This window comes from Streptomyces sp. NPDC052496, assembly GCF_040679095.1.
Lineage (GTDB): Bacteria > Actinomycetota > Actinomycetes > Streptomycetales > Streptomycetaceae > Streptomyces.
On sequence record NZ_JBFAUH010000013.1, the window covers coordinates 1 to 15205 of the forward strand.

14 protein-coding genes are annotated in these 15205 nt (G+C 73.6%); 4 read left to right on the forward strand and 10 right to left on the reverse strand.

From position 1 onward, the window contains the following. Nucleotides 1-214: 214 nt before the first annotated feature. On the reverse strand, nt 215-964 hold the full coding sequence (locus AB0L45_RS18240) for a dienelactone hydrolase family protein (RefSeq protein WP_365840996.1): 750 nt from the start codon (nt 962-964) through the stop codon (nt 215-217). Between the two features lie 109 nt (nt 965-1073). Here AB0L45_RS18240 and AB0L45_RS18245 point away from each other — a divergent pair, with 109 nt between their 5' ends. Then, nucleotides 1074-1556: a MarR family winged helix-turn-helix transcriptional regulator gene (locus AB0L45_RS18245; protein ID WP_365840998.1), complete on the forward strand. Its 483-nt coding sequence runs from the start codon at nt 1074-1076 to the stop codon at nt 1554-1556. On the opposite strand, the gene AB0L45_RS18250 is transcribed toward AB0L45_RS18245, so the two are convergent. The 3 genes from AB0L45_RS18250 to AB0L45_RS18260 form a co-directional block, all read right to left on the reverse strand. Next, nucleotides 1519-2517, reverse strand: coding sequence for an NAD-dependent epimerase/dehydratase family protein (locus AB0L45_RS18250; RefSeq protein ID WP_365841000.1), 999 nt, complete (start codon nt 2515-2517; stop codon nt 1519-1521). The genes AB0L45_RS18245 and AB0L45_RS18250 overlap by 38 nt on opposite strands. Nucleotides 2518-2634: 117 nt before the next feature. Beyond that, nucleotides 2635-3507 (reverse strand): alpha/beta hydrolase, encoded by an 873-nt coding sequence (locus tag AB0L45_RS18255; protein WP_365841002.1) that lies wholly within the window; start codon nt 3505-3507, stop codon nt 2635-2637. An 838-nt stretch (nt 3508-4345) separates the two neighbouring features. After that, a complete protein-coding gene (locus AB0L45_RS18260) occupies nt 4346-5038 on the reverse strand; it encodes an iron dependent repressor, metal binding and dimerization domain protein (protein WP_365841004.1) in 693 nt (230 codons plus the stop codon). Nucleotides 5039-5425: 387 nt separating this feature from the next. Here AB0L45_RS18260 and AB0L45_RS18265 point away from each other — a divergent pair, with 387 nt between their 5' ends. Next, nucleotides 5426-6184 (forward strand): SIS domain-containing protein, encoded by a 759-nt coding sequence (locus AB0L45_RS18265; protein WP_365841349.1) that lies wholly within the window; start codon nt 5426-5428, stop codon nt 6182-6184. A gap of 47 nt (nt 6185-6231) precedes the next feature. Here AB0L45_RS18265 and AB0L45_RS18270 read toward each other — a convergent pair whose 3' ends face one another. Next, complete coding sequence (locus AB0L45_RS18270; RefSeq protein WP_365841351.1) at nt 6232-7557, reverse strand: PAS domain-containing protein; 1326 nt, start codon at nt 7555-7557, stop codon at nt 6232-6234. Between the two features lie 685 nt (nt 7558-8242). Beyond that, entirely contained in the window at nt 8243-8872 is a 630-nt protein-coding gene (pdxH, locus tag AB0L45_RS18275; protein WP_365841353.1) for a pyridoxamine 5'-phosphate oxidase, read from the reverse strand. Nucleotides 8873-9391: 519 nt separating this feature from the next. On the opposite strand from pdxH, the gene AB0L45_RS18280 reads away from it, so the two are divergent. Then, a complete protein-coding gene (locus tag AB0L45_RS18280; protein ID WP_365841006.1) occupies nt 9392-10489 on the forward strand; it encodes a citrate synthase 2 in 1098 nt (365 codons plus the stop codon). Here AB0L45_RS18280 and AB0L45_RS18285 read toward each other — a convergent pair. Further along, nucleotides 10471-10911: a VOC family protein gene (locus AB0L45_RS18285; protein ID WP_365841008.1), complete on the reverse strand. Its 441-nt coding sequence runs from the start codon at nt 10909-10911 to the stop codon at nt 10471-10473. The genes AB0L45_RS18280 and AB0L45_RS18285 overlap by 19 nt on opposite strands. 106 nt (nt 10912-11017) lie before the next feature. On the opposite strand from AB0L45_RS18285, the gene AB0L45_RS18290 reads away from it, so the two are divergent. Continuing rightward, nucleotides 11018-12058, forward strand: a complete 1041-nt coding sequence (locus tag AB0L45_RS18290) for a WYL domain-containing protein (protein ID WP_365841010.1) — start codon at nt 11018-11020, stop codon at nt 12056-12058. 6 nt (nt 12059-12064) lie between these two features. Here AB0L45_RS18290 and AB0L45_RS18295 read toward each other — a convergent pair whose 3' ends face one another. Genes AB0L45_RS18295 through AB0L45_RS18305 form a run of 3 tightly spaced genes read right to left on the reverse strand, consistent with a single transcriptional unit; the run spans nt 12065 to nt 15095 of the window. Continuing rightward, nucleotides 12065-12691: a TetR/AcrR family transcriptional regulator gene (locus AB0L45_RS18295; protein WP_365841012.1), complete on the reverse strand. Its 627-nt coding sequence runs from the start codon at nt 12689-12691 to the stop codon at nt 12065-12067. After that, nucleotides 12679-13506: an enoyl-CoA hydratase family protein gene (locus AB0L45_RS18300; RefSeq protein ID WP_365841014.1), complete on the reverse strand. Its 828-nt coding sequence runs from the start codon at nt 13504-13506 to the stop codon at nt 12679-12681. The genes AB0L45_RS18295 and AB0L45_RS18300 overlap by 13 nt, the downstream gene beginning before the upstream one ends. Continuing rightward, nucleotides 13503-15095: a 4-coumarate--CoA ligase family protein gene (locus tag AB0L45_RS18305; protein WP_365841016.1), complete on the reverse strand. Its 1593-nt coding sequence runs from the start codon at nt 15093-15095 to the stop codon at nt 13503-13505. Before AB0L45_RS18305 ends, AB0L45_RS18300 begins: the two co-directional genes overlap by 4 nt. Nucleotides 15096-15205 lie beyond the last annotated feature (110 nt).

Here is a 15205-nt window from a genome sequence, read left to right on the forward strand (position 1 = left end):
CCTCGTGGCCGCGCTAGCTGCTCAACAGCAGCATCGAACTCCTCGCGCCCTCGCCCTCCACGCGGCGTAGCTTCCAAGATTCCCGACAGACTCAGCTTTTCACCGAGTGCGGCTGTGAGGAGGTGCCCGCCCCAGCGGGCTCCCCTCGCACCGCGAGGGGAGCCGGGACGCATGACCGGGTGGGTCACCGGCCATGGTCCGGAGGCCAGCAGGCTCAGTTGCCGGTCAGGGTGCGGTCGAGGAGGGGGAGCAGGCGGTCCCAGTGGAGCTGGAGGCCGGTGGGGCTGAAGGCTTCGGTGTCGGACATGGTGAAGCCGTGGACGGTGCCGGGGTAGACCTCGGTGGTGTAGGCGACGCCCGCGGCGTCCAGGGCCTGGTGGAACTCGCTGAGGGCCTCGGGGGTCATGTCGCCCTCGGCGAGTCCGAGGTGGAGCTGGGCGGTCAGCCCGGAGAGCCGGCGGTGCGGGCTGTCGGGCGCGTCGGTCACCAGGGCGCCGGGGTGGAAGCCGGCGACGGCGGCCACCTGGCCGGGGTGGGCGGCCGCGGTGCGTACCGCCAGGACGGCGCCCAGGCAGTAGCCGATGGCGGCGACGGGCCCGTCGCCGACCTCGGGCTGGGCGGTGAGGAAGGAGAGGTAGGCCTCGGCGTCGCGCAGGACGCGATCGGTGGTGTGCGCCTCGACCAGGGGCATCACCTCGGCGAAGATCGCGGGGCGGGCCTCGTTCCCGATGAGTTCGGGGAGGTCGAAGACCGGTGCCGGGCGGTTCCGGTAGTAGAGGTTGGGGACGAGTACGTAGTACCCGTGGCCGGCCAGTTCGCGGGCCATGTCCTTCAGTACGGGCCGCACGCCGAAGGCGTCCGGGTACAGCAGCACTCCCGGGTGCTGCCCGCCGCCGTCGGGGAAGGCGGCGAAAGCGTCGGCCTGGCCGTCCTTGGTGGGAATCTGCAGCGCCTTGGTGGGCAAGTTCTTCCTTCCTCGGAGTTCACTCGAACAACGTTTGTCTGACTAACGTTTTCGGCGCGAGTGAACGTACATCGTTAGGCTGACTAACGCAATGAATAGGATGCGCGCCATGACCAGAGCCGAAGCTGCCGCCCTGCCCGACGACGGCGCGCTCCAGACGCCCGACAGGCTGCGCCGTCGGGCCAGTCGGCTGCTGTCACAGCTGACCGCGCGGTCGGACCGGCTGATCTGCGAGGGGCTGGCCCAGTCCGACGCCCGCAAGTGGCACTACGCCGTGCTCGCCTCGCTCCAGGACTTCGGACCGGGCAGCCAGGCGGCGCTGAGCGGGCGGACCGGCATCTACCGGAGCGACCTGGTCGGGGTGCTCAACGAACTGGCCGAGCGGGATCTCGTCGAGCGCGAGCCGGACCCCGCGGACCGGCGCCGCAACATCATCACGATCTCCGCCCGGGGCCGTCGCCACCTGCGCCGCCTCGACAAGGTGCTGGACGATCTGCACGACGAACTGCTCGCGCCGCTGGACCCGGCCGAGCGCGACCAGTTCGTACAGCTGCTCACCCGCTTGCTGGATCACCACACCCGAACGTCCTGACCCGTCCGGCAGCCTGGCCGGCCAGGGCGGCCTGCTCCTCCTCGGGGGTGAAGCCGAGGCCGAGCGGGGGTTCGCCCCGGGCACGGTCCCAGGCCAGGACGTCGGCCGCCGTCACCGCCAGCGGCGTGGCGGGCAGGCCCGCCGCCCGGGCGCGCGCCGCGCTGCGCTGCTGGGAAGGCCAGTCCGCGCGCACGAGGGGGAACATGTCCGGTGCTCCCTCGGGAGGCACCGGCACGATGTCGATCTCCGTGCCCGCTGCCCGCGCACAGGTTTCGATCAGCCCGCCGAGGGTCGTCGGCTCGGCCGGGCCCACCGCGTGGAAGATCCCGGAGCGGTCGTCGGTGAGCAACCGCACCACCAGGCGGGCCAGGTCGCGGGAGTCGAGGACCTGCACCGGCTGGGCGGGGTCGCCCGGCAGCGCCACCCGGCCACCGCGTGCGGCGCGGCGCACCCAGTAGGTGAAGGTGTCCATCGAGTCGTGCGGCCCGGCCACCTTGCCCGGCCGCACGAGCGTCGCCCGCGTGCCGTACCGGGCGAACACCTCGTCCTCGCAGGCCACCTTGAGCGGGCCGTACGTGGCTTCGGTCAGCTCCTCGGTGTCGCGGACGGGCGGCCGGCGCGGGGTGTTCTCGTCGCTGCCCGGAGCCACGCCCGTACGGACGTAGACCGCGTGGCTGGAGATGAACAGGTACCGGCCGACGCGGTCACCCAGGGCGTCCATCGCCTGCCCGACGTGCCGCGGTACGTAGCCGCTGACGTCGACGACCGCGTCCCAACTGCCGTGGCGCAGCGCGGAGTAGTCGCCGGTGTCGCGGTCACCGATGAGCCGGGGCAGGTGGGGGAACAGGCCCGGATTGGTGCGGCCCCGGCCGAACAGGGTCACGTCGGCGCCGGTACGCAGGGCGTCCTCGACGATCGCGCGGCCCACGAAGGACGTACCGCCAAGTACAAGAAGGCGCATGGCCGGCGACATTACCGGCGCTCCGCCTGGTGCGGCGGGGACGGCGGGGTGGGAGTGACAGGTGGGACGAAGGAGGTCAGGGTGGGTGAGTCGGGCGGGCCGCCGGGGTGCCGGCGGTCAGGCCGGGAGGACGGATTCGAGGAAGGGGCCCAGGACGCCTCGCCACTCCTCGGGGGCTTCCCAGGGGAGCCAGTGCCCGGCGTCCGGTATCTCGGCGTAGACGCCGTGCGGGAGGACGCGGACCATCTCCTGGGCCTCGGCGCGGCCCAGTTCGCCGTCCAGGCCGCGGACCACGAGGGTGGGGCACTCCACCAGGGCGAGATCCTCCCAGTGCGCGTCATGGACCCAGGTCTCGCGGACGGTGAGCATCTGGTGGCGGGAGAAGACCGGGCGCCAGCCGTCCGCGCGCTCGGCCATGATCTCGGCGAAGAACTCGCCGCGGGCCGGCTTGGGCCGCTCCAGGGTCGGGTCGTCCTCGCCGAACCACTTGCGTACGTCCGCGAGCGTGGCGAACGGGACCGGCCAGGAGCGGAACCAGTCCGTCCATTCCTGTTGGGAGGCCGCGCCCAGGGCGGAGGCCCGCATGTCGCAGATGACCAGCGCGCTCACGAGGTCGGGCCGGCGGGCGGCGATCTGCCAGGCCGTCAGGGCGCCCATCGAGTGCCCGATCAGGACGCAGGGCGCCAGTCCGAGCTGCTCGATCGCGGCGATGCCGTCGGCGACGTACGCCTCGCGGTCGTACGGGCCGTCCTGGGGCTTCTCGCTGCGGCCGTGGCCGCGCTGGTCCAGTCCGACGGGGCGGCACCGGGAGCCGAGCCAGCGGGCGGTGTCGGCCCAGTGCGACGCGCGCCCCATGAGGCCGTGCAGGAGCAGCACGCCGGGGCCGCGGTCCCCTACCTCGCCGGCCCGGCCGGTCTTCGGCGGGTCGGTGAACTCCCAGGCGGCGAGCCGGACGCCGCCGGTCCCCGTCACGTCGATACGCCGCACCATGGGCCCTGGCACCCCCATTCGGTCCGTGAGCAGCCCCACACTATCGAACCCCTATTCGAATCGGCTGTTTCTGCGCTCAATAACCCTCGTACGGGTGACCATGCCCAAGGATTGCCGGTCCTCGCCGAGGGGAGACACGTAGCGGGAGGCGGGCCCCACCGGGAAGGGGGCCCACGGGGAGAGACCCTGAGAGCTCGGGGCTCCGGGTCTGGGCGGGGGGACGTGGGGAGGCGGGGCCCCGGCTGCTCGCAGCGCCGGGGCCCTGGTCGTCTTCCGGGCCGAGGTCGCCGCGCCGCCACCGGCGGCAGGTGAGGACCGAACCGCGGCACCCGGGGGCGGCGGCATTTCCGCGACCGGGCCGGCTTCCGCACACGCCCACGCCTCACGCACCGCACGCGCTGCACACACGTCACGCGCCGCACCCGGCGCACGCACCGCGCGCGCTTCACACGCTTCGAGCACCTCACGACCGGAAGCGGCGCCCCGGCCTGAGGACGGGGTCGCGGCGGAGCGCTCCTCACCCGAGCCCCCTCCCCGACCCGGGGCCGCGGCGGCAGGCGTGGTCAGGTCCTGTCCGTCGTCGGCCGCCTCGCCCCAGGTCTCCGGCGCCACACGTCATGAGCCCGCTCTCGGCGCGTACGCACACGCCCGCCGGGGCCCGTACGGCATCGCCGCGCGGCCCTCGGCCAGCCGTCGCGCACACGCTCAGCGCCAGCGTGACACGCCACCGGCCGCCGCGCTCGCGTTCCGCCAACTCCGTCAGGTCGTACAGCAGTTGAGCACCGCGCCAGGGTGGCCGTCGGGCCAGGTCAGCCGAGTGGAGCGGGGCGGAAGAAGGTCAGCGCTTGGCCACGAAAACGTGCGCGGCGATCTCGGGATCCAGCTCCGCCGCCTCGCCACTGCTGCCGATGAGGACGCCCGAGGACGACTCGGTCACGCTGACCACCGCGCCCGGCTGCACCCCGGCCCGCCGCAGCGTGTACATCAGCTGGGCGTCCGCCTGGATGGGCTCGCCGATCCGGCGCACCACGACCGTCTTGCCGTCCGCGCCGGCCTCCAGGTCCATCAGGCTCACCATGCCGGCGTCCAGGAACGGGTCGGCCTCGGCCTTCTCGCCCAACTCCTCCAGGCCCGGGATGGGGTTGCCGTACGGCGACTCCGTCGGATGCCGCAGCAGCTCCAGGACGCGGCGCTCGACCGCCTCGCTCATCACGTGCTCCCAGCGGCACGCCTCGGCGTGCACCTGCTCCCACTCCAGCCCGATGACGTCGACGAGCAGACACTCGGCGAGCCGGTGCTTGCGCATGACGCGGGTCGCCAGCCGGCGGCCCTCCTCGGTCAGCTCCAGGTGGCGGTCGCCCGCGACCGTGAGCAGGCCGTCCCGCTCCATGCGCGCCACGGTCTGGCTGACCGTCGGGCCGCTCTGTTCGAGCCGCTCGGCGATCCGGGCGCGCATCGGGACCACACCTTCCTCTTCCAGCTCAAGGATGGTGCGGAGATACATCTCCGTGGTGTCGATCAGTCCGGACATGCGTGCCCCTTGATGTGTCGTGCGGTGGCCCTGACCTCAATTCTGACGCATCCCACTGACAACGGTTCCGCGTCCGCTCCGGCCGGGCCCTCCCGGAACCCCGGTACGGCGGCGCCCGCCCTGCGGTAGGGCGGCAACCGGGCGACACCCGGGGGGCCGGAAGGTGTCCGTACGGTCGCGAGCGGTGGCGCACACCGTATTGACAGGGCACTGGTCCAGACCGCAACGTGATCCGCGCCACGGCTGTCCCGGCAGGGCCGCCACCGTCGGTACCGGTGCGTGCCGCCGGCGGCCGGCGCGCACTGCCGGGCGCGTCAGAACGTAGGACAAATGTACGAGGACCAACGTACAAGACCGATGAGTACCGACGAGAGGGGCCCCGCGGCGATGGGCGAGAGCAACCGGTTGGCCGGGCAGTACTTCGACGCCGCGATCGGCCTGCTGCGCCGGGTGCGCGACGAGGAGGACGAGCGGATCGGCGCCGCCGGGACGCTCATCGCCGACACCGTCGAGGCCGGCGGCCGGGTCTTCACCTTCGGCGCCGGGCACTCCTCACTCCCCGCGCAGGACACCGTCTACCGGGCCGGCGGCCTCGCCGTCATGAACCTGCTGACCGTCCCGGGCGTGGTCGGCGTCGACGTACGGCCCGCCACGCTCGGCAGCGCGCTGGAGCGGGTGGACGGGCTGGCCGGAGCCGTCCTGGACACCAGCCCCCTGGAGGCCGGTGACGTGCTCATCGTCATCTCCCTCTCCGGGCGCAACTCGCTGCCGGTGGAGATGGCCATGAACGCGCGGGCGCTCGGCCTGAAGGTCATCGGGCTGACGTCGGTGGCGTACGCGGAGGAGACCAAGTCGCGGCACGTCTCCGGCACGCACCTGCGGGACCACTGCGACATCGTCCTGGACAGCAAGATCCCGGTGGGCGACGCGGAGTTGACGCTGCCGGGCATCGAAGCGCCGTTCGCACCGGCCTCGACGGTCGTCACCAGCGCGATCATGCAGTCCGTCGTCGCGACCGCCGCCGGCGTCCTGGCCGACCGCGGCATCGACCCGCCGCTGCTGCGCTCCGGGAACGTGGACGGCGGCCACGACTGGAACGGCCGGGTGATGCGGGAGTACGCGGACCGGATCTACTACCGGCAGTAGCGGGCGGAGGGACGGCCGCAGGAACCACCGCGGCCCGCCCGCCCGCTTCAGTCTTTCCCCGGCAGCCCCGCCAGATCGAGCGCCGCCGCGATCCGGGAGGCGACGTCCTCCGCGTACGCCGCGTCCGCGCGGTCGAAGGGGCGCCGCGAGGGGCCGCGCAGGAACGTCACCACACCCAGCGTCCGCCCCCGGCTGCGCAGCACCGCACACAGGCCGTGCACGGTGCCGTCCGGCCACTTGCGGGCCGCGGCCCAGCCCTCCGCGACCGCCGGGCCCGCGCCGGCCCGTACCGAGCCGCACCGCTGCAGCGCCTGGGCGGCCGGGTGGCCCGCCCCGTAGGCCACCGGGATCCCGGTGGGCGGTACGGCCTCGGAGGGGCCTGGCGCGCCCGCGGGTGAGGCGATGGCCCGTACGAGCGTGGGCGCGTCCCCGGAAGGGGCGCCCGCCCCGCCGCCGGCGCCCGTTTCGCCGCCGCCCACCAGGTCGACCAGCCCGTGGTCGGCGAAGCCCGCCAGCGCGAAGTCCAGGTGGACCGCCGCCGCCTCCATCGGGTCCTCGCACTCCCCCGCGGCCCGGCCCGCCCGGTGCAGCTGCTGGGCGCGGAAGCGCAGCAGCGCGCTTTCCTGTTCCGTGCGCTTGGCGTCCGTGACGTCCTGGAAGAGCCAGCCCACGCCGAGCGGTACGGGTTCCTCCGCCAGCGGCGACGCCAGCCGTACGAAGCCGCTGCGCCAGCACCGGCGGGTCGGTTCGGCCTCGTCGGACCGGAGCGTGACCCACAGTTCGGCGGCGGCGGGCGGGGTGCCCTCCGCGAGGACGTGCGTCAGGGCGCTCTCCAGTTCCTCCACGCCCTGGGTCAGCAGGTCGCCCAGCGGGCGCCCGAGGACGGCCGTACGGCCCATGCCGAGGGCGCGGGCGGCGTGCGCGTTGACGACGGCGGGCCGCAGGTCGGCGTCGACCAGCACCACGCCCCAGGAGGCGTCCACGAAGAGCGCCTCGCTCAGCGCGATGGAGCGTTCCAGGTCGATCTGGGTGTGCACCTCGCTGAACGCGCAGTACACGCCCGCCGCCCGGCCGTCGGGCCCGAGCACCGCCGAGGACTGGGTACGCACCAGGACGCGCCGCCCGTCCTTCGTCAGCAGCGCGAACTCGTGGACCTGGCGTCCCGGGGAGCGCGTCGCCGCCAGCAGGCGGGCCTCCACCTCGTCGGCGTCCTCCTTGCGGACCGCCCAGCCGGCCAGCCCGGGGCGGCCGACCGCCTCGTCCGCCGTCCAGCCGAGGATGCGTTCCGCCTCGCGGTTCCAGTGCGTGACCGAGCCGTCCGCGCCGAAGGCGCACAGCGCGGCGTCCATGCCGTCCAGCAGGGCGGCGAGCAGGCCGGAGTCGTCACTGTCCGGCTGCGGGTCCGCGTCCGCGTCGGGACACGCGTCCGCGGGCGTGCCGTCCGGAGGCGGACCGCCCCGGTCCGCTCCCCGGCCCGGCCCCCCGGGCGGTACGGGCTCGAAGCGGTGCGACGAGGACGAGGACGAGGAGGAGGAGGACGACGAAGACGACGAAGACGAAGCAGCCACTGGCACCCCCTACGAACGCGGCCGCACGTGCTGCACGCCGGATCATTCAACTGGAACGTGACGCGGGCCACACCCCATTCGCGGAAATCCCTAGGATTGCGGCCGCCGGAAATTCGGTTGTGCGCCCGCCGGACCGGTTCCTAGGGTGTGAGGCACACGAGAAGGGAGGTGGTTCGGCAGATGATTTCGCACCGGACGCGTGAGGTGGCTGCGGGCTAGCGGCCCGTCGTCGCACTCAGTGTGCAGCGCCGGACCAGCGCAGGAGACAGCTGCGCAGCCGGCCAATCCCAGAGCAGTCACCCGACCCGCGGGCTGCCGGTTCGTCCGACCGGCCCCTTCGCGCCCAGGCGCGGGGGAAGCAGCCCGCGGGTCGTCTGCGTCCGCGGGCCGGGACGCGCGGCCGTACCCGCTCCCCCGCAGGCGCCGTACGCCCCCTCGGCTCAGGACGCGAGCCGCACGACGGGCCGCCCGTCGCCGTACCCGCCGCCGCTCAGGGCGCGAGCCGTACGACGGACCAGCCGTCCCCGCCCGGTTCGCGTTCGTAGCGCAGCCGGTCGTGCAGGCGGTTCTCCCGGCCCTGCCAGAACTCGACGGTCTCCGCGACGACCCGTACGCCGCCCCAGTGCGGCGGCGCCGGCACCTGCTCGCCCTCGGGGTAGCGGGCCGCCAGCTCGTCGTAGGCGCGTTCCAGCTCCGCGCGGGAGGCGACCGGTGCGGACTGGTCGCTGGCCCAGGCGCCGAGCTGGGAGCCGTGCGGGCGGGTGCGGAAGTACGCGGCGGTCTCGTCACGGCCGATCCGGGCGGCCGTGCCGGTCACGACGACCTGACGGGCCAGCGGGTGCCAGGGGAAGAGCAGCGAGACGTGCGGGTTCTGCGCCAGGTCGCGGCCCTTGCGGCTGCTGTAGTTGGTGAAGAAGACGAAGCCGTGCTCGTCGAAGCGCTTGAGCAGTACGGTCCTTGAGCTGGGGCGGCCCGCCGCGTCGGCGGTCGAGACGACCATCGCGTTCGGCTCGTGCAGTCCGCTGGTGGCCGCTTCCTTGAACCAGCGCGCGAACTGGTCGTACGGACTGGGGGCGAGTTCGGCCTCGGTGAGTCCCTCGGCGCGGTACTGCGCCCGCATGGCGGAGGGATCGAGCGGGTCCGGGGTGGGCGTGTCGGCGGAGTGCACGGCCACATCTTGCAGCATGCGGGCCTGTTGGGGCAGCCGGGTGGCAGGGAAGTCTGCCCTTGGACGGCCTGCCGTAACCCTTCCTTCAGCGAATCGTCCGGTGTGCCGGATCTCACGCTTCCCGGTACGTACCGGACCGGCCAGAATCGTGCCGCGCGCCACTGTGGCGCACGGCCGGTGCGGGATATCGTGTCCGCCCTGAAGTGATCGAAGTGACGTGCTCCGGGCAGGCGGCCACGGGTGCCGGTCGGGTGACCAACGCCCGCGCGGGGCATGACGCAAGTGACCGGTACGGACCGCGAGCCGCAGGGCGGCCGCGTAACCGGACCGGAGCCCGAGCGGCCGTACGGAACCGGCCCGCCGGCGCGGTGTCCGCGAACCGCCGACCCGACCAGCCTGACCTGACAGATCTCGAACGCACGGCATCTTGGTCATGAGCCGCATGTCGTCCACATCTTGAGGAGCCGCCTGATGTCCGACTTCGTACCCGGACTCGAAGGAGTCGTCGCGTTCGAGACGGAGATCGCCGAACCGGACAAGGAAGGCGGCGCGCTGCGCTACCGCGGGGTCGACATCGAGGACCTGGTCGGCAAGGTCTCCTTCGGGAACGTGTGGGGGCTGCTGGTCGACGGGTCGTTCAACCCGGGGCTGCCGCCGGCCGAGCCGTTCCCGATCCCGGTCCACTCGGGTGACATCCGGGTGGACGTACAGTCCGCGCTGGCCATGCTCGCGCCGGTGTGGGGCCTGAAACCGCTGCTGGACACGGACGAGCAGACCGCCCGTGACGAGCTGGCGCGGGCCGCGGTCATGGCGCTGTCGTACGTCGCGCAGTCGGCGCGCGGGCAGGGCCTGCCGATGGTGCCGCAGAAGGAGATCGACAAGGCCGGCACGATCGTCGAGCGCTTCATGAAGCGCTGGCGCGGCGAGCCGGACCCCAAGCACGTCGCGGCGGTGGACGCGTACTGGACCTCGGCGGCCGAGCACGGCATGAACGCGTCCACGTTCACGGCGCGCGTCATCGCCTCGACCGGCGCGGACGTGGCCGCCGCGCTGTCCGGCGCGGTCGGCGCGATGTCCGGGCCGCTGCACGGCGGGGCGCCGTCCCGGGTCCTCGGCATGATCGAGGAGATCGAGCGGACGGGTGACGCGACGGCGTACGTGAAGCAGGCGCTGGACCGCGGCGAGCGGCTGATGGGCTTCGGCCACCGGGTGTACCGCGCCGAGGACCCGCGCGCCCGGGTGCTGCGGCGCACCGCCCGGGAGCTGGGCGCGCCGCGCTTCGAGGTCGCCGAGGCGCTGGAGAAGGCCGCCCTGGAGGAGCTGCACAACCGGCGTCCGGACCGGGTCCTGGCGACGAACGTGGAGTTCTGGGCGGCGATCGTGCTGGACTTCGCTGAGGTCCCGGCGCACATGTTCACGTCGATGTTCACCTGTGCCCGTACGGCGGGCTGGAGCGCGCACATCCTGGAGCAGAAGCGCACCGGGCGCCTGGTCCGGCCGTCGGCCAAGTACGTGGGCCCGGGGCCGCGCGGTCCGGAGGCCGTGGAGGGTTACACGCTGCCCGCGTGAGTGCCGGTGCCGGTCCCCCCGGCCGGGCGCTCCTGGCGCCGTAGGGCGTCCTCGGTGACGGGCGTGAAGAGGTTGACCAGGTTGCCGTCGGGGTCGCGGAGGAGCAGCGAGCGGTTGCCCCACGGCATCGTGGTCGGCTCCTGGACGAAGGCGCACCCGAGGGACGCCAGACGCCGGTGTTCCGCGTCGACGTCGGTGACGCGGAACTCGGTGATCACCGTGTGGTTGGCGGCGGCCCGCGCGGTGCCCTCGCCGAACAGGGCCACCGTGCGGCTGCCGGCGAGCGCCAGCGTGCCGGAGGGCGTGCGGAGTTCGGTGAATTCGGGGGTCGACCAGGCCGCCGGGACGCCGGTGACGTCCTCGTAGAACGCGACGAGGCGGGCGACGTCGTCGGTGATCACGCGGAGGGAGACGAGGTTCATGGCACGGCTTTCTGCTGGGGAGGAAGGCGCCGCGAGCTGCGGGCTCCGCTCACGTTAGGAGCCGTACCGGACAGGTTCCGCCCGGTATTCGCGGCAGACTTCCGGGGTGACCACTTCGACCACCGCCCGGGTCCTCGCCCTGCTGGAGATCCTTCAGGGCGGCGGCATCCGTACCGTGCCCGAGCTGGCGGCCCGCCTCGGCGTCGACGAGCGCACCGTCCGCCGCTACGTCGCCCACCTGCTGGACCTGGACATCCCCGTCGACGCGGTCCGGGGCCGCTACGGCGGCTACCGGCTCGCTCCCGGCTACCGGATGCCCCCGCTGATGCTCACCGACGAGGAGTCCCTGGCCGTGCTCCTCGGACTGCTCGCGGGGCAGCGCGGCGGACCGGGTGCCGCCTCCGCCGCAGCCGCCGAGAGCGCCGCGGCGAAGGTCCGGCGGGTGCTGCCGGCGCCCCTGCGGCAGCGGCTGGAGGCGCTGCTGGAGACGGCCGGCTTCACCGAGCGGCCCCGGCCCGCCGCCCCGCCGGAGGCGGCGGTGCTGCTCGGACTCGCCGACGCCGTACGCGGGCGGCGGCCGGTGGCGTTCGGGTACACGGACCGGAAGGGCGGCGGCAGCGACCGTACGGTCCTGCCGTACGGTCTGGTGGCGCACTCCGGGCGGTGGTATCTGACGGGCGCGGCCCCGGACGGCGGGGAGGTGCGGATCTTCCGGCTGGACCGGATCACTTCGGTCCGTGTGCTGACCGGTTCGTTTGACGTCCCGGACGGTTTCGACCCGGCGGCGACCGTGCTGGACCGCCTCGCCCGTACCCCGTGGATCCACGATGTGTCGCTGCGCGTCCGGAGCAGCGTCGAGCACCTTCGCGAGCACCTTCCGGCCGGGATCGCCGCCCTTTCCGACGATGGGCCGGAGTGGGTCCGCGTCCGCATCCGGGCCGAGCGGCTGGACTGGCTTCCTCCCCTGCTGGCCGCCCTGGACCGCCCGTTCGTCATCGAGCGCCCCGCCGCCCTGCGCGATCTCGTACACGCGCTGGCCCGCCGCCTCGGCACGTACGCGCAGGCCGACGCCGAACCCGATCCCGACGCCGCCCCCACTCCCGGCCCCGATTGCCCCGACGCCGCCCCCCACGAGCAGCCTTCCTGAACCCCGTCAGCCCCCGTTCAGCACGCTGTCCAGGATGTGCGCCCACTGCGTCACCACGCGGTCCCGGCGGGGCTTGTCGTCGGTGAGGAGAGTGGCGAGGCCGAGGCCACGGGACATGTCGAGGAGGCCCTGTACGGTCTCGCGGACGCCGGGGACCGACTCGTCGGCGCCCAGGAGGGCGACCGCCGTACGGTGCGCCTCGCGGCCGACCCGCGCCTCCAGGGCGGTGACCCGGTCGCGCAGCGGCTCCTCGTCGGAGGCGGCCACCCACAGGTGCAGGGCAGCGCGGAAGAGGGGGCCCGTATAGAGGTTGACGATCTCCTCGACGACGATACGGGTGCGTTCCGTCGATCCGGCGGGCGGCAGGTCGTTCGCCACCGCCTTGAGAGCGCCCTGGCGCATCTCCGCGACATGCTCGACGGCGGCCGTGAACAGGTCCTCGCGGGTACGGAAGTGGTGCTGGGCGGCCCCCCGCGAGACGCCCGCGCGCTCCGCGACGACGGAGACCGTGCTGCCGCTCCAGCCGCGCTCGGCGAGGCAGGAGACGGCCGCTTCCAGCAGGGCGCGGCGGGTGGCGCGGCTGCGTTCCTGCTGCGGCTCCTTGGCGGCGCGGGAGGAGGTCACCGTGCCCATGACGGTTCCCGGCGCTGGAGGAAGGCGGTCATGCCCTCGCGGGCCTCGTCGGACGCGAAGAGGCGGGCCGAGGTCCCGGCGAGGGCCGCGGTGTCACGGTCGAAGACGCGCAGGACCTCCGCGGTGACCAGGGCCTTGGACTCCGCCAGGCCCTGCGGCGAGCCCTTGCGCAGCCCGGCCAGGACCGGTTCCAGGGCGGCGTCCGGATCGTCGGCGGCCAGTGTCACCAGGCCGGTCCGGGCCGCCTCGGCGGCGTCGAAGCGCTCGCCGGTGAGGTAGTAGCGGGCGGCGGCGCGCGGGTCCATGCGGGGCAGCAGCGGCATGGAGATGACGGCGGGCGCGAGGCCGAGGCGGGCCTCGGTGAAGGCGAAGGTGGCGCCGGGGCCCGCCACGGACACGTCGCAGGCGCCGAGGAGACCGAGGCCGCCCGCGCGTACGTGGCCGGTGACCTTGGCGACGACGGGCTTGGGGAGTTCGATGATGGTGCGCAGGAGGCGGGCGAGGCCGAGCGGGCCGGAGGCCGCGGCAGCGGTGGGGTCCGTGACATCGCCTGCGTCCGTGGCATCGCCGGGGCCCGTGGCCTCCGTCAGGTCCGCGCCCGCGCAGAACGTCGTCCCGGTGTGGGTGAGCAGCACGGCGCGGGTGCTGTCGGACCTGGCGGCCGCCGCCAGCGCCGCGTGCAGCTCGCCCACCAGGCGCCGGGAGAGCGCGTTGCGGTGGTGCGGGGAGTCGAGGGTGAGGGTGGTGACGCCCCGCTCGTGGGCGTGCCGTACCAGCGGCGCGTCCGGGGTGGCGTCCGGTGTGGCGTCGGTCATGAGGCCGTGGAACTCCTTTCCCTGGCGCGCAGTTCGCGCCGCAGGATCTTGCCGGTGGCGGCGCGGGGCACGGCGTCCGTGAACTCCACCCGCCGTACCTTCTTGTACGGGGCGACCTGCCCGGCAACGTACGTGATGACGTCGTCCTCGGTGAGCCGGGCCCCCTGCTCGCCGTACTGCCGTACGACGTACGCCTTGGGGACCTCGTTGCCGTCCGCGTCGGTGACCCCGATGACCGCGGCATCCGCGATGCCCTCGTGGGTGAGCAGCACCGCTTCGAGGTCGGCCGGCGCGACCTGGCAGCCCTTGTATTTGATCAGTTCCTTGACGCGGTCGACGACGTGCAGCCAGCCGTCGGCGTCCACCCGGCCGATGTCGCCGGTGTGCAGCCAGCCGTCGGCGTCGATCACCGCGTCGGTCTCCGCCGGCCGCCCGAGGTAGCCCTTCATGACCTGCGGGCCGCGGATCAGGATCTCGCCGCTCTCACCGGTGCCCAGGTCCTTGTCCGCGTCGGTGGAGCGGATGCGCATCTCGGTGCCGGGCAGGAGTTTGCCGACCGTGCCGGGCGGCGGGCCGTCGGCGCCCAGCGGCACGGCGTGGGTGCCGGGCGAGAGTTCGGTCATGCCGTACGCCTGCATGACGTACGGCAGGCCGAGGCGGCGGGCGCAGGCGTCGGCGAGCCGCGCGTCGAGCGGGGCCGCGGCGCTGACAACGTAGTCCAGTGAGGCCAGGTCGTACTGGGAGACCGCCGGGTGCTTGGCGAGGGCCAGGACGATCGGCGGGGCCACGTACACCGCGTTGACCCGGTACTTCTCGATGGTGCGCAGGAAGTGTTCGAGGTCGAAGCGGGGCAGCACGACGACGGTGGAGCCGTTGCGCAGCGGGGCGTTCAGCAGGGCGGTCAGCCCGTAGATGTGGAAGAAGGGGAGCACCGCCAGCACGCGGTCGCCGGGGCCGCTGCTGATCAGCCGGTCGAGCTGGACGAGGTTGGTGGCGATGGAGCGGTGGGTGAGCATGACGCCCTTGGGCGTGCCGGTGGTGCCGGAGGAGTACGGCAGGACGGCCACGTCCTGGGCGGGGTCGAGGTGTACGGCGGGCTCGGGGGCGGTGGAGGCGATCATGTCGCGTACCGAGCGGTGGCCCACGGCGCCGTCGCAGACGAAGACCTCGGTGATGCCGCCCGCCTGTTCCGCGGCACTGCGGGCGGTCTCCAGCAGCGGGGAGACGGTGACGATCCAGTTGGCGCCGGAGTCGCGCAGCTGCTGGGCGAACTCCCCGGAGGTGGACAGGGGGTGGACGGTGGTGACGGCCGCGCCGCAGCGGGACGCGGCGTAGAAGACGGCCGGGTAGGCGAGGGTGTTGGGGCTGTGCAGGGCGAGCACGTCACCGGGCCGGACACCGGCGTCGGCGAGGGCGGCGGCGATCCGGCGGGTGGCGCCGTCCAGCTCGGCGTAGCTGACGGTGGTGCCGTCCTGGCCGTCGATCAGGGCGGGCAGCGCGGCGTGTTCGGTGGCCGACCGGCCCAGGACGGCCTCGTGGATCGGCAGGTCCACGGGTGCGACATCGGCGTACTGACTGTGAAAGACCATGGCCATCCCCTCAGCAGCGGCGCTCGTCCGGGCCGGTCCGGGCGGCGGGCGGGCGTCTGTCCGTGTGCGTGCAGCATCGCGGCTGCCGGTGCGGTTGTCAGTACGGCGGC